Annotated in this window: 1 protein-coding gene (running past one end of the window); it reads right to left on the reverse strand. The window is 70.2% G+C overall.

Annotated elements, in window-relative coordinates; translation table 11 throughout:
• Window positions 1–21,929, reverse strand: the 3' portion of a protein-coding gene (locus AABA78_RS18240) for a non-ribosomal peptide synthase/polyketide synthase (protein ID WP_338264288.1). The gene runs 13,999 nt beyond the window's last position; 21,929 of the gene's 35,928 nt are visible here — the last part of the coding sequence; its start codon lies beyond the right edge, outside the window — the gene reads right to left on this strand; the stop codon is at window positions 1–3.

Raw genomic sequence — 21,929 nt, forward strand, 5'->3', positions numbered from 1 at the left:
CTAGGTCCCCTCCCCCAGGGCCTCCGCGATCAGCTTCCGGAGGACCTCGGCCAGGGCCGTCACCTGGGGCGCGCGGAGGATGGAGTAGTGGTCTCCCTCCACCTCCAGCAGCTTCACGCCGCCCTGCCCCACCGCTTCCCAGCCGCGGTCCCGGCCCAGGGGCGCCGGGTCCACGCTCTTGCTCGCGCGCACCACGGTGATGACGCCCTCGTAGGACTCGGGGACGTACTGGCGGACGGCGTTCCGGTTGAGCTCGAAGACGCGCATCAGGATGCGGAAGTCCTCCAGCTCCACGTCCTGCGTCACCGCCCCCGCCCGCTTCGCCTCCTCCAGCAGACGCGCCAGCTGTGCGTCGGTGGACTGAGGCGCCTGGGGTTCGGCACCCTCCCCGTCCTGGGTGAAGAGCGCGGCCAGCTCCTGGCCGATCTGCTCGTCCTCCGCGCCGGTACCGCCCGTCCGCGTCACCGAGCCCGGGTCGAGGAGCGCAAGCAGCGCCACGGTCTGTCCCGCCGCGCGCAGCTGACGGGCCATCTCGTAGGCCACGGCGCCACCCATGGACCAGCCCGCGAGCAGGTAGGGCCCCTCGGACCGCACCGTGCGCACGGCTTCGACGTAGGCCGTCGCCATCGCCTCGATGGTCTTCAGCGGCTCCTGCTCGCCCTCGATGCCCAGGGAGCGCAGGGCGTAGAACGGCTGATCCGGGCCCAGGCGCCTGGACAGCTCCACGTAGCTGAGGACGTTGCCACCGGCGGGGTGGACGCAGAACAGCGGCGGCCGGGTGCCTTCCGGCCGGATGGCCACCAGCGGCGACAGCGACGGCGCCGCCTCCTCGCGCAGGAGCGACGCCAGGCCTTCCACCGTCGGCCCCTGGAAGAGCGCCGCCAGCTTCAGGTTCCGGCCCATGCGATTGCGGATCGCCGTCATCAACCTCACCGCCAGCAGTGAGTGACCGCCCAGCTCGAAGAAGTCCGCGTCGACGCTGATGGGCTGGATGCCCAGCAGCTCCTCCCAGATGGACACGAGCTGCAGCTCCATGGTGTCGCGGGGCGCGATGACCTTCCCCGCCGTGCTCGCGTCCGGCTTCACCGCGGGCAGGGCCTTGCGGTCCACCTTGCCGTTGGCGTTGAGGGGCAACGCCTCCAGCACCACGAAGGCCGACGGCACCATGTACTCCGGCAGCCGACCCTTCAGGGCACCGCGCAGCCCCGTGGCCTCCACCGTGTGGCCCGGCTGCGCCACCACGTACGCCACCAGCCGCATGTCACCGGCCACGTCCTCCCGGGCCACCACCACGGCGTCCCGCACCGTCGGCTCCGCGGCCAGCGCCGCTTCGACTTCACCCAGCTCGATGCGGAAGCCGCGCACCTTCACCTGGAAGTCCATGCGGCCCAGGTACTCCAGCGTCCCGTCTTCCCTCCACCGCGCCTTGTCTCCCGTGCGGTACAGCCGCGTCCCCGCCGCCCCGTACGGGTTCGGCACGAAGCGCTCCGCCGTCAGCTCCGGGCGCTGGAGGTAGCCGCGCGCCAGGCCTTCGCCGCCCAGGTACAGCTCTCCCGGCACGCCCACCGGCACCGGCTGTCCGTACGTGTCCAGCACGTACGCCTGCACGTCGGGCAGCGGCCTTCCGAGGACGGGCTGCGTCCCGGGACGCACCTCGCAGGCCGTCGCGTCCACCGTGCACTCCGTGGGGCCGTACACGTTGAAGGCCCGCGTCCCCGGCGCCGCCGCCAGCGCGGCCCACGTGGCCGCGTCCAGCGCCTCACCGCCCGGCAGCACCCACCTGGGGGCCGTCTCCCCTTCCAGCAGCCCCTGCGGGATCAGCAGCCTCAGCAGCGACGGCGTGCAGTCCAGCACGTCCACGTGGTGACGCCGCACCCACTCCACCAGCGCCTTCGGATCCTGCCGCGTCTCCTCCGGCACGATGCAGAGGCAGTGGCCGTCCAGCAGCTGCACCCACTGCTGCACCGACGCGTCGAAGTACAGCGGTGCGTTGACGCTGACGCGCAGCCCCGAAGGCTGGCTGGCGTACACCGTCTGCTTCAGCGCACGGTGGAAGTGCAGCACCGCGTGGTGCTCCACCATCACGCCCTTCGGCGTCCCCGTGCTTCCCGAGGTGTAGATGGCGTAGGCCAGGTTGCGCGCCGTCGCCACCCGCACCGGGGCGTGCGTCGGCAGCCCTTCGGGCAGGGCCTCATCCACGAGGACCAGCTGGGCGCCCTCGACGTCCCAACCCGAAGCGATGCGCGTCCGCGTCAGCAGCACCGGCGCGGCGCTGTCCTTCAGCGCCAGGGTGCGGCGGTGGACGGGCCACGCCGGATCCAGCGGGACGTAGTACCCGCCGGCCTTCATCACCGCCAGCACGGCCACCATCGCCTCCACCGAGCGGCCCAGGCACAGCGCCACCGGCACGTCCGCGCCGACTCCCAGCGTGCGCAGGTGGTGCGCGAGCTGGTTGGCGCGGGCCTCCAGCTGGGCGAAGGAGAGCACCTCCTCCTCGAAGCGCACCGCAGGCGCTTCCGGCGTGCGGGCGACCTGCTGCTCGAAGGCCTCCGTGACGGTGCCCTCCAGCGCGGAGTCACCGGCCGTCGCGTTCCAGTCGCGGAGCACCTGCTGACGCTCTTCGGCCTTCAGCAGCGGCACTTCCCACACGCCCGCGTCCGCGTCCTTCGCGATGCCTTCGAGCAGCATCCCGAAGTGGCCCAGCATGCGCTCGGCCGACTTCGCGTCGTAGAGGTCCGTGTTGTACTCCAGCGTCGCCGCCAGCCCCTGGCCCGTGTCCGCCATCGCCAGCGTCAGGTCGAACTTCGCCGTCGTCGCTTCCATCTCCACTCCGCGCAATGCGAGCGCGTCCCTCGGCCTCGCTTCGCTCGCCTGCGTCGGCGTGTTCTGCAGGAGGAAGCTCACCTGGAAGAGCGGCGTCCGGCTCAGGTCACGCTCCGGCTTCAGCTCCTCCACCAGCTTCTCGAACGGCACCTCCTGGTGCGCGTACGCCCCCAGGGTCATCTCCTTCACCTGACGCAGCACCTGACGGAAGCTCGCGCCCGTCTCCAGCCGGGTGCGCAGCACCAGCGTGTTGACGAAGAAGCCGATGAGGCCTTCCAGCTCCGTGCGGTTGCGGCCCGCGATGGGCGTGCCCACGCTGACGTCCTGCTGGCCGCTGTACCTCGCGAGCAACACCTGCCACGCCGCCAGCAGCACCATGAAGGACGTGGCCCCTTCCCCGCGGGCCAGTGCCGACAGCCGCTCCGCCAGCTCCTTCGGCCACCGGGCCATCGTCGTGGCGCCGTGGAAGCGCTGCACCGCCGGACGCGGCCGGTCCGTCGGCAGCTCCAGCGCGTGCGGTGCGCCCTCCAACTGCTGGCGCCACCACGAGAGCTGGCCTTCCAGCACCTCGCCTCGCAGCCAGCCACGCTGCCACGCGGCGAAGTCCGCGTACTGCACGGGCAGCTCCGGCAGCGTCGACGGACGCAGCTCCGAGTACGCCGTGTACAGCTCGGTGACCTCCCGGACGAGGACGCCCATCGACCAGCCGTCCGACACGATGTGGTGCATCACGAGCACCAGGACGTGCTCCGTCTCCGCGAGCCGCACCAGCATCGTCCGCAGGAGCGGCCCCTGGCTCAGGTCGAACGACTGCTGGATCGCGGCCGCCACCCTGGCCTTCGCCGCGGCTTCCCGCGCGTCCTGAGGAAGCGACTGGAGTTCCACCAATTCGAGCGGCAGCTCCAGCGAGGCCGCGACGTGCTGCACGGGCTCGCCTGCCACTGAATGGAACGTCGTGCGGAGGGATTCGTGCCTGCGCACCAGCTCCTGGAAGGTCCTGCGCAGGGCCTCCTCGTCCAGCCGCCCAGTCAGCCGTACGGCCGCGGGGAGGTTGTAGAGGGCGCTGCCCGGTTGCAGCTGATCCAGGAACCAAAGGCGCTGCTGCGCGAACGACAAGGGCGTTGCCGCCGAGTGCCCGCGCGGAACCAGCGGCGGAGGCTGTGCTCCGCGCCCTCCTCGCACCACCGCGTCCACCCGCTCCGCCAGCGCCCGCAGCACCGGCGCCTCGAAGAGGGCCCGCAGCGGCACCTCCACCCCGAAGGCCGTGCGCAGACGGGATACCACCTGCGTCGCCAGAAGCGAGTGACCGCCCAGCTCGAAGAAGTCGTCGAGCGCCCCCACCCGGGCCACGCCCAGCACCTGCGCCCAGAGGGCCGCCAGCACCTCCTCCGTGGCCGTGCCCGGCGCCTCGTACGGTCCCTTCCGCGATCCGTCCGCTTCAGGCGCCGGCAGCGCGCGCCGGTCCACCTTGCCGTTGGCGTTGAGCGGTAGGGCCTCCAGCACCACCAGCGCGGAAGGCACCAGGTACTCCGGCATGCGCTGCTTCAGGGCACTTCGCAGCGAGGCCGCGTCCACGGTGTGGCCCGGCTGCGCCACCACGTACGCCACCAGCCGCTTGCCCGTCGTCGCCTCGTCGCGCACCAGCGCCACGGCCTCGCGGACTCCAGGCTGTGCCACCAGCGCCGCTTCCACTTCGCCCAACTCAATCCGGTAGCCGCGCACCTTCACCTGGAAGTCCAACCGGCCCAGGTACTCCAGCGTCCCGTCCTCCCTCCACCGCGCCTTGTCTCCCGTGCGGTACAGCCGCGTCCCTGCCGCCCCGAAGGGGTTGGGCACGAAGCGCTCCGCCGTCAGGCCCGGCTGGCCCAGGTAGCCTCGCGCCAGGCCTTCTCCGCCCACGCAGAGCTCGCCTGCCACGCCCACCGGCACCGGGTGCCCGGCCTCGTCCACCACGTACACGTCCGTGTTCGCGATGGGGTGGCCCAGCGGCATGGACTCCACCGCTTCTCGCGGTGTCTCCCAGGCCACGCAGTCGATGCACGCCTCCGTCGGGCCGTACTGGTGCACCAGCCTCGCGCCCAGCTTCTTCACGAAGCGCCGGTGCAGTCCGACTCCCAGCGCCTCGCCGCCGCAGAAGACGTACCGCAGCGCTTCGCACGCCTCCACTCCCGCCGTCTCCAGGAAGGTCCCCAGCGGTGCCGGCCCGAAGTGCAGGTGCGTCACCCCGTGCTTCGCCACCGTCTCCACCAGGTACTCCGTGTCGCGCTGGCCTCCCTGTTTCGCCAGCACCAGCCGCGCTCCACTCACCAGCGGCGCCCAGACTTCCCACACCGAGATGTCGAAGCTGCTCGACGCCTTGGCGAGGAACGCGTCTCCCTCTCCCATGGGGAAGCGCTGCTGACGCCAGTGCAGGTGGTTGACGACGGCGCGGTGGCCCACGCCTACGCCCTTCGGCTTGCCCGTGCTTCCAGACGTGTAGATGACGTACGCCAGTCCGTCCGCGCCCGCGGAGTCCTGTCGAACCGTCTGTGCTGGGGTTTCCATTGCACGGAGCGCGTCCTCAATCAGGACCACTCGCGCGGAGGTCACCGGCAGCTCCTGCGCCCGAGCCGCGTGCGCCAGCACCAGCGCCGCGCCGCTGTCCTGCACCATGAAGGCCAGTCGCTCCGCCGGGTATTCCACGTCCAGCGGCACCCACGCGCCTCCCGCCTTCAGCGTCGCCACCTGCGCGATGACCAGCGCCGAAGAACGCTCCAGCGCCAGGCCCACCTTCACCTCCGGGCCCACGCCCCAGGCGCGCAGCTTCGCCGCCAGTGCTTCGGCCGCTTCGTTCACCTGCCGGTAGCTGAGGCTCCCCTCTTCACTGACGAGCGCCACCGCCTCCGGCGTCCTCGCCACCTGTGCCTCGAAGAGGCCATGCAGCGTCGCCGAGCGTGGGAACTCCACCGCCGTCTGGTTCCACTCCACCAGGACCTTGCGCGCTTCGACCCCTCGCAGCAGCGCCACGTCTCCGACTCGCGCGTCGGGCCGGGCCGTCACCTCCTCCAGCAAGACTCCCAGGTGGCCCAGCAGCCGCTTCGCCGTCCCTTCCACGAAGAGGTCCGTGTTGTACGTCAGCGTCGCCGCCAGCCCCTGCCCTGTCTCCGACATCGACAGCGACAGGTCGAACTTCGCGGTTGACCCTTCCGTCTCCACCGCATGGATCACGAGCCCACCCGGCAGGGCCGTGGTGCCTCCCGTCTTCGCCGTGTTCAGCGTGAAGGACACCTGGAACAGCGGCGTGCGGCCCAGGTCTCGCTCCGGCCTCAGCTCCTCCACCAGCTTCTCGAACGGCACCTCCTGGTGCGCGTACGCGCCCAGTGCCGTCTCTCGCACTCGCGCCAGCACCTGCCGGAAGGACTCGCGCCCCTCCACCTTCGTGCGCAGCACCAGCGTGTTCACGAAGAAGCCGATGAGCCCTTCCAACTGCGTCTGGTTTCGGCCCGCGATGGGCGTGCCCACGCTGACGTCCGGCTGCCCGCTGTACTTCGCCAACACCACCTGCCACGCCGCCAGCAGGAGCATGAAGGACGTCACACCCTCCCGCTGCGCCAGCGTCTTCACCTGCTCCTCCAGCGCGCTCGGCAGGCCCACCGTGTAGCTCGCACCCCGGAAGCGCTGCACCGCCGGACGCGCCTTGTCCGTCGGCAGCTCCAGCGCCGGCGGTGCGCCTTCCAGCTGCTGACGCCACCACGCCAGTTGCGCCTCCAGCACTTCGCCTCGCAGCCATCCACGCTGCCACGCCGCGTAGTCCGCGTACTGCACCGGCAGCTCCGCCAGCGGCGACTCCCGGCCTTCCGCATACGCCGCGTAGAGCGCGCCCACTTCCTTCACCAGCACCTGCATCGACCAGCCGTCCGACACGATGTGGTGCATCACCAGCACCAGCACGTGCTCCGTGGCCGTCAACCGCAGCAGCTTCGCCCGGAAGAGCGGACCCTGGCCCAGGTCGAACGGACGCTGGGTTTCTCGCTGCGCTCGCCGCTGGGCTTCTGCTTCACGCTCCACCTGGGGCAGCGCTTCGAGGTCCACCACCTCCAGCACCGCTCCCGCGGCCGGCACGACGACTTGTGCAGGCTGCCCATCCCGGACCTGGAACGTGGTCCGCAGGGCTTCGTGACGCCGTACCAGTTCATCGAAGGTGCGGCGCAGGGCGCTTTCATCCAACGGACCCGTGAGCCGGACAGCCGCGGGCAGGTTGTAGAAGGCGCTTCCCGGCTGCAGCTGATCCAGGAACCAGAGGCGCTGCTGCGCGAAGGACAACGGCTCCTCCGCCGAGCGCAGCTGCTTCACGAGCACCGGCATCGTCATGTGCTGGCCCGAGCCGTGAGCCACGTCTACCTTGCGAGCCAGCTCCGCGACCGTGGGGGACTCGAAGAGGGCGCGCAGCGGCAGGTCGATGTTGAAGGCCGTGCGGATGCGCGACACCGCCTGCGTCGCCAGCAGCGAGTGGCCTCCCAGTTCGAAGAAGCTGTCCTCTACGCCCACCTGCTTCGCGCCCAGCACCTGCGCCCAGATGTTCGTCAGGGCCTCTTCGGTCGCCGTGCGCGGCGCCACGTACTGGCGCGTGCGCTCTGCTCCGGCCTCCGGCTTCGGCAGCGCCTTGCGGTCCACCTTGCCATTGGCGTTGAGCGGCAGCGCCTCCAGCACCACGAAGGCCGACGGCACCATGTACTCCGGCAGCCGTCCCTTCAGGGCGCTTCGGAGTCCTGCGGCTTCCACCGTGTGGCCCGGCTGCGCCACCACGTACGCCACCAGTCGCTTGTCGCCCGGCGCATCCTCACGCACCACCACCACGACGTCCCGCACCGTGGGCTGATCGCCGAGGGCGGTTTCCACCTCTCCCAGTTCGATGCGGAAGCCACGCACCTTCACCTGGAAGTCCATGCGGCCCAGGTACTCCAGCGTCCCGTCCCGGCCCCACCGCACCTTGTCTCCCGTGCGGTACAGCCGGGAGCCAGGGGTGCCGTACGGGTTCGGCACGAAGCGCTCCGCCGTCAACCCGGGCTGGCCGAGGTAACCGCGTGCGAGGCCTTCACCGCCCAGGTACAGCTCCCCGGGCACGCCCACCGGCACCGGCTGCCCGTACGTATCCAGCACGTACGCCTGCGTGCCTTCCAGCGGACGGCCGATTCGCGGCTCCGTCTTCGCTCCGCGCTCCACTCGCGCGTGCGTTGAGTACGTCGTGTCCTCCGTCGGGCCGTAGAGGTTGTTGACCTCCTTCACCTGCGGCAGTGCGTACAGCGCCTGCACCAGTCGGTTCGGCAGTGCTTCGCCCGCCAGGTTCACCGTCTCCACCGACGAAGGAATGCCTCCGCTTCGCACCAGCTCCGCCACTGCCGACGGCACCGTGTTCAACAGCGTGACGCGGCCCGCCTCCTTCAGCCCCGCCAGTGCCAGTGCGTTCTCCGCCACCACCACCGTGCCGCCACTCACCAGCGGCGCGAAGACTTCGAACACCGACAGGTCGAAGTTCAGCGACGTCGCAGCCAGGACTCCCTTCAGCTGCTCTGCCTTGAAGGTGCTCGTGGCCCACTTCAGGAACGCCACTGCGCTGGCGTGCGTCACCGCCACGCCCTTCGGACGGCCCGTGCTTCCTGACGTGTACAGCACGTACGCCAACTGCTGGGGCTCCGTCTTACTGGCCGGTGCCTCCTCCGGGTACGCGGCCAGTACCGCCGCATCTGCATCCAGCCGTACGCGCTGGCCGGCGTACTCCGGCAGCACGGCCTCCAGGCTCTCCTGCGTGATGACGACAGGCGCACCCGTGCCCTCCAGCATGTAGGCCAGTCGGTCCTTCGGGTACGTCGCATCCAGCGGCACGTACACGGCGCCCGCCTTCAGCACGCCCAGCAGCGCCACCACCATCGCTTCCGTGCGCTCCACGCACACGCCTACCCGGCTTTCCTCGCTGACTCCCAACGTGCGCAGATGCCGCGCCAACTGGTTCGCACGGGCTTCCACCTGCGCGTACGTCAGCGCCCTGCCCTCGTGCACCACCGCCACAGCGCCCGGCGTCTTCACGGCCTGCGCCGCGAAGAGGCTGTGGATCGTCTCCGCTGTGGAGACCTCCGCCCGCGTGCCAGCAAAACGCTCCAGCACCTGCTGACGCTCCTCGGCCTCCAGCAGCGGCAGGCTCCAGAGGTTCGCGTCCGCGTCCTTCGCGATGCCTTCCAGCAGCATCCCGAAGTGGCTCAGCATCCGCTGCGCCGTCTCCGCGTCGTACAGGTCCGTGCTGTACTCGAGCGTCGCCGAGAGCCCTCGGCCCGTTTCGGTCATCGCCAGCGTCAGGTCGAACTTCGCCGTCGTCCCTTCCGTCTCCACCGGACGAAGCACCAGCCCGCCCGGAAGTGCTTCGCCGCTACCGCTGGCCGCGTTGCGCAGGGTGAACATCACCTGGAAGAGCGGCGTCCGGCTCAGGTCACGCTCCGGCTTCAGTTCCTCCACCAGCTTCTCGAACGGCACCTCCTGGTGCGCGTACGCCTCCAACGTCGTCTCCTTCACCTGACGGAGGACGTCGCGGAAGGAAGCGCTGCCTTCGAGCTTCGTGCGCAGCACCAGCGTGTTCACGAAGAAGCCGATGAGGCCTTCCAGCTCCGTGCGGTTACGACCCGCGATGGGCGTGCCCACGCTGATGTCCTGCTGCCCGCTGTAGCGCGCCAGCAACACCTGCCACGCCGCCAGCATCACCATGAAGGACGTAGCGCCTTCCTGACGGGCCAGCGCGGAGAGCTTCTCCTCCAGCTCCTTTGGCATCAGCACCGACGCATTCGCGCCGTGGAAGCGTTGCACCGCCGGACGCGGCCGATCCGTCGGCAGCTCCAGCGCGTGCGGTGCGCCTTCCAGTTGCTGGCGCCACCATGCGAGCTGGCCTTCCAGCACTTCGCCTTGCAACCAGCCTCGCTGCCACGCCGCGTAGTCCGCGTACTGCACCGGCAGCTCTGGCAACGGCGACTCGCGGCCCTCGGCGTAGGCGCCATAGAGCGCGGCGACTTCCCGCACGAGCACGTCCATCGACCAGCCGTCCGACACGATGTGGTGCATCACCAGCACCAGCACGTGCTCCGTATCCGACAGCCTCACCAGCGTCGCGCGGAACAGCGGTCCCTGGCTCAGGTCGAACGGGCGCAGTGCCTCCGCGCTGACCTGCTTGCGGAGCTCCGCCTCCTGCCGAGCCTCGGGCAGCCCGTCCATGGACGTGAAGCTCCAGGCGGCCTCCTGGAACGGTGCGATCCGCTGGAAGGGCTGGCCTTCATGGACCTGGAAGGTCGTGCGCAGCGCTTCGTGACGGCGCACCAGTTCGTCGAAGGTGCGGCGCAGGGCGTCCACGTCCACCTTGCCGGTCAACCGCACCGCCAGGGGGATGTTGTACGACGCGCCTCCCGGCTGGAGCTGATCGAGCAGCCACAACCGCTGCTGTGCGAAGGACAGGGGCTCCTGGCCCGTCCGGGACCGAGCCTCCAGGCGCGGGATCGTCAACGCGACCCCAGCATTCCGGGCCCCGTCCACCTGGACGGCCAGCTCGGCGGCCGTCGGAGTCTCGAAGAGGGCTCGCAGCGGCAGGTCGACGTTGAAGGCGGTACGGATGCGCGACACCACTTGCGTCGCCAGCAGCGAGTGACCTCCCAGCTCGAAGAAGCTGTCCTCCACTCCCACCTGGGGCACACCCAGCACCTGCGCCCAGATGTTCGTCAGGACCTCCTCGGTCGCCGTGCGCGGCGCGACGTACTGACGCGTGCGCTCCACTCCGGCCTCCAGCTTCGGCAGGGCCTTGCGGTCCACCTTGCCGTTGGCGTTGAGCGGCAGGGCCTCCAGCACCACGAAGGCCGACGGCACCATGTATTCCGGCAGCCGTCCCTTGAGTGCATTGCGCAGCGAGGCCGCGTCCACGGTGTGGCCCGGCTGCGCCACCACGTACGCCACCAGCCGCTTGCCCGTCGTCGCCTCGTCGCGCACCAGCGCCACGGCCTCGCGCACTCCGGGCTGTGCCACCAGCGCCGCTTCCACTTCACCCAGCTCAATCCGGTAGCCGCGCACCTTCACCTGGAAGTCCAACCGGCCCAGGTACTCCAGCGTCCCGTCCTCCCTCCACCGCGCCTTGTCTCCCGTGCGGTACAGCCGCGTCCCTGCCGCCCCGAAGGGGTTGGGCACGAAGCGCTCCGCCGTCAGGCCCGGCTGGCCCAGGTAGCCTCGCGCCAGGCCCTCTCCGCCCACGCAGAGCTCGCCCGCCACGCCCACCGGCACCGGGTGCCCGGCCTCGTCCACCACGTACACGTCCGTGTTCGCGATGGGGTGGCCCAGCGGCATGGCCTCCACCGCTTCTCGCGGTGTCTCCCAGGCCACGCAGTCGATGCACGCCTCCGTCGGCCCGTACTGGTGCACCAGCCTCGCGCCCAGCTTCTTCACGAAGCGCCGGTGCAGCCCGACTCCCAGCGCCTCGCCGCCGCAGAAGACGTACCGCAGCCCTTCGCACGCCTCCACGCCCGCTGTCTCCAGGAAGGTCCCCAGCGGTGCCGGCCCGAAGTGCAGGTGCGTCACCCCGTGCTTCGCCACCGTCTCCACCAGGTACTCCGTGTCGCGCTGGCCTCCCTGCTTCGCCAGCACCAGCCGCGCTCCACTCACCAGCGGCGCCCACACTTCCCATACCGAGATGTCGAAGCTGCTCGACGCCTTCGCCAGGAAGCCGTCGCCCTCGCCCATCGGGAAGCGCTGCTGACGCCAGTGCAGGTGGTTGACGACGGCGCGGTGGCCCACGCCTACGCCCTTCGGCTTGCCCGTGCTCCCCGACGTGTAGATGACGTATGCCAGTCCATCCGCTCCCGTGTGCAGCTCGCCGGTGCCCTGTGCTGAAGGCGCAGCCGTCTGGAGTGCCTCCTCCACGAAGACCACTCGTGCGGAGGTCGCCGGCAGCTCCTGCGCCCGAGCCGCGTGCGCCAGCACCAGCGCCGCGCCGCTGTCCTGCACCATGAAGGCCAACCGCTCCGCCGGGTACTCCACGTCCAGCGGCACCCATGCGCCTCCCGCCTTCAGCGTCGCCACCTGCGCGATGACCAGCGCCGCGGAACGCTCCAGCGCCAAGCCCACCTTCACCTCCGGGCCCACTCCCCAGGCGCGCAACTGCGCGGCCAGCACTTCCGCGGCCTCGTTCACCTGCCGGTAGCTGAGGCTTCCCTCTTCGCTGACGAGCGCCACCGCCTCCGGCGTCCTCTCTACCTGCGCCTCGAAGAGGCCATGCAGCGTCGCCGAGCGCGGGAACTCCGCCGCCGTCTGGTTCCACTCCACCAGCACCTTGCGCGCTTCGGCCCCTCGCAGCAGCGCCACGTCTCCGACTCGCGCGTCGGGCCGGGCCGTCACCTCCTCCAGCAGGACTCCCAGGTGGCCCAGCAGCCGCTTCGCCGTCCCTTCCACGAAGAGGTCCGTGTTGTACGTCAGCGTCGCCGCTAGCCCCTGGCCCGTCTCCGACATCGACAGCGACAGGTCGAACTTCGCGGTCGTCGCTTCCGTCTCCACGGGGCGCAACGCCAGCGCTTCCTTCGGTCCGGCGTCACTTGCCTGCGCGGGAGTGTTCTGGAGACTGAAGAACACCTGGAACAGCGGGGTGCGGCCCAGGTCTCGCTCCGGCCTCAGCTCCTCCACCAGCTTCTCGAACGGCACCTCCTGGTGCGCGTACGCGCCCAGCGCCGTCTCTCGCACTCGCGCCAGCACCTGCCGGAAGGACTCGCGCCCCTCCACCTTCGTGCGCAGCACCAGCGTGTTCACGAAGAAGCCGATGAGCCCTTCCAACTGCGTCTGGTTTCGGCCCGCGATGGGCGTGCCCACGCTGACGTCCGGCTGCCCGCTGTACTTCGCCAACACCACCTGCCACGCCGCCAGCAGGAGCATGAAGGACGTCACACCCTCCCGCTGCGCCAGCGTCTTCACCTGCTCCTCCAGCGCGCTCGGCAGGCCCACCGTGTAGCTCGCACCCCGGAAGCGCTGCACCGCCGGACGCGCCTTGTCCGTCGGCAACTCCAGCGCCGGCGGTGCGCCTTCCAGCTGCTGACGCCACCACGCCAGCTGGCCTTCCAGCACTTCGCCTCGCAGCCATCCTCGCTGCCACGCCGCGTAGTCCGCGTACTGCACCGGCAGCTCCGCCAGCGGCGACTCCCGGCCTTCCGCATACGCCGCGTAGAGCGCGCCCACTTCCTTCACCAGCACCTGCATCGACCAGCCGTCCGACACGATGTGGTGCATCACCAGCACCAGCACGTGCTCCGTGGCCGTCAACCGCAGCAGCTTCGCCCGGAAGAGCGGACCCTGGCCCAGGTCGAACGGACGCTGGGTTTCACGCTGTGCTCGCCGCTGGGCTTCCGCCTCGCGCTCCACTTGCGGCAGCGCTTCGAGCTCCACCACCTCCAGCACCGCTCCCGCGGCGGGCGTGATGACCTGGAACGGCTGCCCGTCGCGAACCTGGAACGTGGTCCGCAGGGCTTCGTGACGCCGTACCAGCTCCGCGAACGTGCGCTCCAGGGCCGACACGTCCAACCGGCCCGACAGCCGGATGGCCGCGGGCAGGTTGTACTGGGTGCTTCCTGGCTGCAGCTGATCCAGGAACCACAGGCGCTGCTGCGCGAAGGACAACGGCTCCGCGCCTGTCCTCGCCACTGGCACCAGGGCGGGGATGCCGGTGCGGCCGTGCGTTCCGCGCACCGCCGCGTCCACCTTCCGCGCGAGGCCGGACACCGTGGGCGCCTCGAAGAGGGCCCGCAGCGGCAGTTCCACGCCGAACGCGGAGCGGATGCGCGACATCGCCTGGGTCGCCAATAGCGAGTGGCCTCCCAGCTCGAAGAAGCTGTCCTCCGTCCCGACCTGCGGCACGCCCAGCACCTGCGCCCAGAGGCCCGCCAGCAGGGCTTCCGTCGGGGTGCTCGGGGCCACGTAGCGGTGCGTCCGCGACGCGCCGGCTTCGGGGGCGGGCAGTGCGCGCCGGTCCACCTTGCCGCTGGTGTTGAGCGGCAGCGACTCCAGCGCCACGAACGCCGACGGCACCATGTACTCCGGCAGGTGCTCGCGCAGGAAGCTGGCGAACGCGCCGGTCTCCAGCGCCGCTCCGCCCTCACCCACGACGTACGCTACCAGCCGCCTGCCGCCCGGCACGTCGTCGCGGACCACGACCACGCACTCGCGCACAGCCGGATGCAGGGCGAGCGCCTGTTCAATCTCTCCCGGCTCGATGCGGAAGCCCCGGAGCTTGACCTGATCATCCGCGCGGCCGAGGAACTCCAGCGTGCCTTCGGCCAGCCAGCGCACCCGATCGCCCGTGCGATACAGGCGGGATCCGGGCTCGGTGGTGAAGGCATCCGGGAGGAAGCGCTCCGCAGTCAACGCGGGCCGGCGCAGGTAGCCGCGCGTGACGCCCGCGCCCGCGATGTACAGCTCGCCACCGACCCCGATGGGGACCGGCCTCTGGCGGGCGTCCAGCACGTAGGCACGCATGTTGGCGATGGGCTGGCCGATGGGCGGCGCCTGCGTCGACGCGTGCACCACCGCCGCGGTGGAGACCACCGTGCCCTCCGTGGGGCCGTAGTGGTTGACGACCTGGAACGGCAGGCGCGCGGTCTCCACGCGGTGCAACCGGTCTCCGCCCGTCAGCAGCGTGCGGAGCGCCGTCGTGGCGGGCCACTCGCGGGTGACGACCGCTTCCGCGAGCACCGTGGGCAGGAAGGCGATGGTGATGCCCCGCTCCGTCAGCCAGTGCACCAGCTCGGCGGGCGCCGTGCGCACGTCATCCGGAGGCAGGTGCAGGCTCGCGCCCGAGGTGAGCGTCGGCCAGATCTCCCAGACGGACGCGTCGAAGGCCAGGCCCGCGAGCTGCGTCGTGCGGTCCGCCGCCGTCATGGCGTACGCGCGCTGATGCCAGTCCACCAGGTTGCCAAGGCTCGCGTGTTCGACCTCCACGCCCTTCGGCCGGCCCGTGGAGCCCGACGTGTAGATGACGTAGGCGAGCCGTCCCGCCACCGGAGCGATGGGCTCCGGAGTGACGAGGCGCTCCCAGTCCGAATCCACGCACACGACCTTCGCCTCGCCTTCCGGCAGGGCGTCCCGCAGCGAGCGCTGCGTGAGCACCACCGGCATCCGGGCGTCCTCCAGCAGGTACGCCAGCCGCTCGCGAGGATGGGCCGGATCCAGCGGGACGTACGCACCACCCGCCTTGAGCACGGCCAGCATCCCCACCACCATGCCGGGCGAGCGCTCCACGCACAGGCCCACGCGGACCTCGGGGCCCACGCCCAGCGCGCGCAGGTGCCGGGCGAGCAGGTTCGATCGGGCCTCCAGCTCCCCGTACGTCAGCTTCTCGCCCGTGGCCGACTCCACCGCCAGTGCGCCAGGCGTCCGCGCGGCCTGGGCCGCGAAGCGCTCGTGGACGGCCCCGTTCGCGGGGAACAGGGTCCGGGTGTCGTTCCATTGCACGAGGACCTGCTGGCGCTCGGCCGCATCCATCAGCGGCACGTCCCAGACGTCCACGTCCGCGTCGCTGGCGATCCCCTCCAGCAGCATCCCCAGGTGCTTCAGCATCCGCTCGGCGGTCGTGGCGTCAAAGAGGTCCGTGTTGAACTCGAGCGACGCGGCCAGGCCCGACGTGTCGTCGGTCATGGAGAGCGTCAGGTCGAACTTAGCCGTGCCTCCATCCGTCTCGAGCGACCGCAGCGACAGGCCCTCCGCCGGCGGCGCTTCCCGCGTGGAAGTGGCCGCGGTGGTCAGGGTGAACATCACCTGGAAGAGCGGTGTGCGGCTCAGGTCGCGCTCTGGCTTCAGTTCCTCCACGAGCTTCTCGAACGGCACCTCCTGATGCGCGTACGCGCCCAGGGTCATCTCCTTCACCTGGCGCAGCACCTGCCGGAAGGACGCGCGGTCCTCCAGGTGGGTCCGGAGCACCAGCGTGTTGACGAAGAAGCCGATGAGCCCTTCGAGCTCCGTGCGGTTTCGGCCCGCGATGGGCGTGCCCACGCTGACGTCCCGCTGGCCGCTGTAGCGCGCGAGCAGCACCTGCCACGCCGCCAGCAGGACCATGAAGGGCGTCATGCCCTCCTGACGGGCCAGCGCGTTCAGCCGCTCACCCAACCCGCGGGACCACGCCACCGAGCGGTGGTCCCCGCGGAACGTCTGCACCGCGGGACGCGGCCGGTCCGTGGGGAGCTCCAGCGCCTGCGATGCGCCCGTGAGCTGTTCGCGCCACCACGCGAGCTGCGCTTCCAGCACGTCGTCGCGCAGCCACCCGCGCTGCCAGGCCGCGTAGTCCGCGTACTGCACCGGCAGCTCCGGCAACGGTGAAGGACGGCCCTGGGTGAAGGCCGAGTAGAGCGCCGACACTTCCCGGACGAGGACCTCCATCGACCAGCCGTCCGAAACGATGTGGTGCATCACCAGCACCAGGACGTGATCCGAAGCGGTCAGCCGCAGCAGCGTCACCCGCAGCAGCGGATCCCGGCTCAGGTCGAAGGGACGGCGGACCTCCCGGTCGATGTGGCGGCGGACCTCGGCGTCGGCCTGCGAGGCGTCCACGGCCTCGATGGGGACCCACGTCAACGCCAGCTCTCGCGAGGATTCGATGTGCTGGATGGGCTGACCATCACGGACCTGGAACGTCGTGCGCAGGGCCTCGTGACGGCGCACCAGTTCCGTGAAGGTGCGGCGCAGGGCTTCAACATCCAGCGTGCCGGTGAGGCGCACCGCGGCCGGCAGGTTGTACGAGGCACTTCCCGGCTGAAGCTGATCAAGCAGCCACAGCCGCTGCTGCGCGAAGGAGAGGGGCTCCTGGCCCGTGCGGGCTGTCGCCACGAGCTTCGGCACCGCGTCGCCCTGCGTCGCGGACTCCACCCGGAGGGCCAACTCCGCGACCGTGGGGGACTCGAAGAGGGCTTGCAGCGGCAGGTCGACGTTGAAGGCCGTGCGGATGCGCGACACCGCCTGCGTCGCCAGCAGCGAGTGGCCTCCCAGCTCGAAGAAGCTGTCCTCTACGCCCACCTGCTTCGCGCCCAGCACCTGCGCCCAGATGTTCGTCAGGACCTCCTCCGTCTTCGTGCGCGGCGCCACGTACTGACGCGTGCGCTCTGCTCCGGCCTCCGGCTTGGGCAGGGCCTTGCGGTCCACCTTCCCGTTGGCGTTGAGGGGCAGCGCCTCCAGCACCACGAAGGCCGACGGCACCATGTACTCCGGCAGCCGTCCCTTCAGGGCGCTGCGCAGCGACGCCGACTCCAGCGTGTGGCCCGGCTGCGCCACCACGTACGCCACCAGTCGCTTGTCGCCCGGCGCGTCCTCACGCACCACCACGACGACGTCTCGCACCGTGGGCTGCTCGCCGAGGGCGGTTTCCACCTCTCCCAGCTCGATGCGGAAGCCGCGCACCTTCACCTGGAAGTCCATTCGGCCCAGGTACTCCAGCGTCCCGTCCCGGCCCCACCGCACCTTGTCTCCCGTGCGGTACAGCCGAGAGCCAGGAGTGCCGTACGGGTTCGGCACGAAGCGCTCCGCCGTCAACCCGGGCTGGCCCATGTAGCCGCGCGCCAGGCCTTCACCGCCCAGGTACAGCTCCCCGGGCACGCCCACCGGCACCGGCTGCCCGTGCGTGTCCAGCACGTACGCCTGCGTGCCTTCCAGCGGACGACCAATCCTCGGCTCTGTCTTCGCTCCGCGCTCCACTCGCGCGTGCGTTGAGTACGTCGTGTCTTCTGTCGGGCCGTAGAGGTTGTTGACCTCTCTCACCTGCGGCAGCGCGTACAGCGCCTGCACCAACCGGTTGGGCAGCGCTTCGCCCGCCAGGTTCACCGTCTCCACCGACGAAGGGATGCCTCCGCTTCGCACCAACTCCGCCACCGCCGACGGCACCGTGTTCAACAGCGTCACTCGCTGGGCTTCCTTCAGCCCCGCCAGTGCCAGTGCGTTCTCCGCCACCACCACCGTGCCGCCGCTCACAAGCGGCGCGAAGACTTCAAACACCGACAGGTCGAAGTTCAGCGACGTCGCCGCAAGCACGCCCTTCAGCTGCTCTGCCTTGAAGGTGCTCGTAGCCCACTTCAGGAACGCCACCGCGCTAGCGTGCGTCACCGCCACGCCCTTCGGACGGCCTGTGCTTCCTGACGTGTACAGCACGTACGCCAGTTGCCGCGGCTCCGTCTTGCTGGCCGGTGCCTCCTCCGGGTACCCAGCCAACACCGTTGCATCCGTGTCGAGCCGTACGCGCTGGCCGGCGTACTCCGGCAGCACGTTCTCCAGGTTCGCCTGCGTGATGACGACAGGCGCACCCGTGCCCTCCAGCATGTAGGCCAGACGGTCCTTCGGGTACGTCGCGTCCAGCGGCACGTAGGCAGCGCCCGCCTTCAGCACGCCCAGCAGCGCCACCACCATCGCTTCCGTGCGCTCCACGCACACGCCTACCCGGGTTTCCTCACGGACTCCCAGCGTGCGCAGGTGCCGCGCCAGTTGGTTCGCCCGCGCCTCCACCTGCGCGTACGTCAGCGCCCTGCCCTCGTGCACCACTGCCACCGCGCCCGGCGTCTTCGCCGCCTGCGCCGCGAAGAGGCTGTGGATCGTCTCCGCCGTGGAGGCCTCCGCCTGCGTGCCAGCGAAACGCTCCAGCACCTGCTGACGCTCTTCGGCCTCCAGCAACGGCAGGCTCCAAAGGTTCGCGTCCGCGTCCTTCGTGATGCCCTCCAGCAGCATCCCGAAGTGGCTCAGCATCCGCTGCGCCGTCTCCGCGTCGTACAGGTCGGTGTTGTATTCGAGCGTCGCCGCCAGGCCCTTGCCCGTCTCCGCCATCGCCAGTGTCAGGTCGAACTTCGCGGTCGTCCCTTCCGTCTGGAGCGAACGCAGGGTGAGGTTGCTGTTCGGACGCACCTCTCCCGTGGACGTGGCGAGCGACGTGGCTTGCCAGGTGAACATCACCTGGAAGAGCGGCGTCCGGCTCAGATCGCGCTCCGGCTTCAGCTCCTCCACCAGCTTCTCGAACGGCACCTCCTGGTGCGCGTACGCGCCCAGCGTCGTCTCCTTCACCTGACGGAGGACGTCGCGGAAGGAAGCGCTGCCTTCGAGCTTCGTGCGCAGCACCAGCGTGTTCACGAAGAAGCCGATGAGGCCTTCCAGCTCCGTGCGGTTACGGCCCGCGATGGGCGTGCCCACGCTGACGTCCTGCTGCCCGCTGTAGCGCGCCAGCAACACCTGCCACGCCGCCAGCATCACCATGAAGGACGTGGCCCCCTCCTGACGGGCCAGCGCGGAGAGCTTCTCCTCCAGTTCCTTCGGCATCAGCACCGAAGCGTTCGCGCCGTGGAAGCGCTGCACCGCTGGACGTGGCCGGTCCGTCGGCAGCTCCAGCGCGTGCGGTGCGCCTTCCAGTTGCTGGCGCCACCATGCGAGCTGGCCTTCCAGCACTTCGCCTTGCAGCCACCCGCGCTGCCACGCCGCGTAGTCCGCGTACTGCACCGGCAGCTCCGGCAACGGCGACTCGCGGCCTTCCGCGTACGCGCCGTAGAGCGCGGCCACTTCCCGCACGAGCACGTCCATCGACCAGCCGTCCGACACGATGTGGTGCATCACCAGCACCAGCACGTGCTCCGTGGCACTCAGCCGCAGCAGCGTCGCGCGGAAGAGGGGCCCCTGGCTCAGATCGAACGGGCGCAAGACCTGGGCCTTGGCCAGAGCGTGGATCTCGGCTTCACGCAGTGCTTCCGGCAGGCTGTCCAAGGCCGTGACGGTCCACTCCAGCTCTCCAGTGGGTGACACCACCTGCGAAGGCTGGCCATCACGGACCTGGAACGTCGTGCGCAGGGCTTCGTGACGACGCACCAACTCCGTGAAGGTGCGGCGCAAGGCTTCGACGTCCAGGGTGCCGGTGAGGCGCACCGCGGCCGGCAGGTTGTACGAGGCACTTCCCGGCTGGAGCTGATCGAGCAGCCACAGCCGCTGCTGCGCGAAGGACAAGGGCTCCAGGCCCGTGCGGGCTGTCGCCACGAGCTTCGGCACCGCGTCGCCTTGCTTCGCGGACTCCACCCGGAGGGCAAGCTCCGCGACCGTGGGGGACTCGAAGAGGGCTCGCAGCGGCAGGTCGACGTTGAAGGCCGTGCGGATTCGCGACACCGCCTGCGTCGCCAGCAGCGAGTGGCCTCCCAGCTCGAAGAAGCTGTCCTGCACTCCCACCTGCTTCGCGCCCAGGACGCTCTCCCAGAGCGCCACGAGCACGGCTTCCGTCTGGGTCCTTGGCGCCACGTACTGGCGCGTGCGCTCCGCTCCCGCCTCCGGCTTCGGCAGCGCCTTGCGGTCCACCTTGCCGTTGGCGTTGAGGGGCAGTGCCTCCAACACCACGAAGGCCGACGGCACCATGTACTCCGGCAGCCGTCCCTTCAGGGCGCTTCGGAGTCCTGCGGCTTCCACCGTGTGGCCCGGCTGCGCCACCACGTACGCCACCAGTCGCTTGTCGCCGGGGGCGTCCTCACGCACCACCACCACGACGTCTCGCACCGTGGGCTGCTCGCCCAAGGCGGTCTCCACTTCTCCCAGCTCGATGCGGAAGCCGCGCACCTTCACCTGGAAGTCCATGCGGCCCAGGTACTCCAGCGTCCCGTCTCGGCCCCAGCGTGCCTTGTCTCCCGTGCGGTACAGCCGGGAGCCAGGGGTGCCGTACGGATTCGGCACGAAGCGCTCCGCCGTCAACCCGGGCTGGCCCAGGTAACCGCGTGCGAGGCCTTCTCCGCCTAGGTACAGCTCCCCAGGCACGCCCACCGGCACCGGCTGTCCGTGCGTGTCCAGCACGTACGCCTGCGTGCCTTCCAGCGGACGGCCAATCCTCGGCTCCGTCTTCGCTCCGCGCTCCACTCGCGCATGCGTCGAGTACGTCGTGTCTTCCGTCGGGCCGTAGAGGTTGTTGACCTCCTTCACCTGCGGCAGTGCGTACAGCGCCTGCACCAGTCGGTTGGGCAGTGCTTCGCCCGCCAGGTTCACCGTCTCCACCGACGAAGGAATGCCCCCGCTTCGCACCAGCTCCGCCACCGCCGACGGCACCGTGTTCAACAGCGTGACGCGGCCCGCTTCCTTCAGCCCCGCCAGTGCCAGCGCGTTCTCCGCCACCACCACCGTGCCGCCACTCACCAGCGGCGCGAAGACTTCGAAGACGGAGAGGTCGAAGTTCAGCGACGTCGCCGCCAGGACACCCTTCAGCTGCTCTGCCTTGAAGGTGCCCGTGGCCCACTTCAGGAATGCCACCGCGCTGGCGTGCGTCACCGCCACGCCCTTCGGACGGCCTGTGCTTCCTGACGTGTACAGCACGTACGCCAGCTGGCGCGGCGAGCTCTGCACTTCCAACGCCGAAGCGTCATGGCTCTCCAGGACCTTGGCGTCTTCGTCCAACCGAACACGGTGGCCCACGTACTGAGGCAGCACGTCTTCCAGGCTCGCCTGCGTGATGACAACAGGCGCGCCGGTGCCTTCCAGCATGTAGGCCAGTCGATCCTTCGGGTACGTCGCGTCCAGCGGTACGTACACGGCGCCCGCCTTCAGCACGCCCAGCAGCGCCACCACCATTGCTTCCGTGCGCTCCACGCACACGCCTACCCGGCTTTCCTCGCGGATACCGAGCGTACGCAGGTGCCGCGCCAGCTGATTCGCACGGGCTTCCACCTGCGCGTACGTCAGCGCCCTGCCCTCGCGCACCACTGCCACCGCGCCCGGCGTCTTCGCCGCCTGCGCCGCGAAGAGGCTGTGGATCGTCTCCGCCGTGGAGACCTCCGCCTGCGTGCCAGCGAAACGCTCCAGCACCTGCTGACGCTCTTCAACGCCCAGCAACGGCAGGCTCCAGAGGTTCGCGTCCGCGTCCTTCGCGATGCCCTCCAGCAGCATCCCGAAGTGGCTCAGCATCCGCTGCGCCGTCTCCGCGTCGTACAGGTCGGTGTTGTATTCGAGCGACGCCGCGAGGCCCTGGCCTGTCTCCGCCATCCCCAGCGTCAGGTCGAACTTCGCCGTCGCACCTTCGGTTTCGAGAGCACGCAACGCAAGGCGGGTGCTCGGACGCACCTCTCCCGTGTTCGCGGCAACAGCAG

It is taken from the genome of Corallococcus caeni (assembly GCF_036245865.1).
GTDB classification, from domain to species: domain Bacteria; phylum Myxococcota; class Myxococcia; order Myxococcales; family Myxococcaceae; genus Corallococcus; species Corallococcus caeni.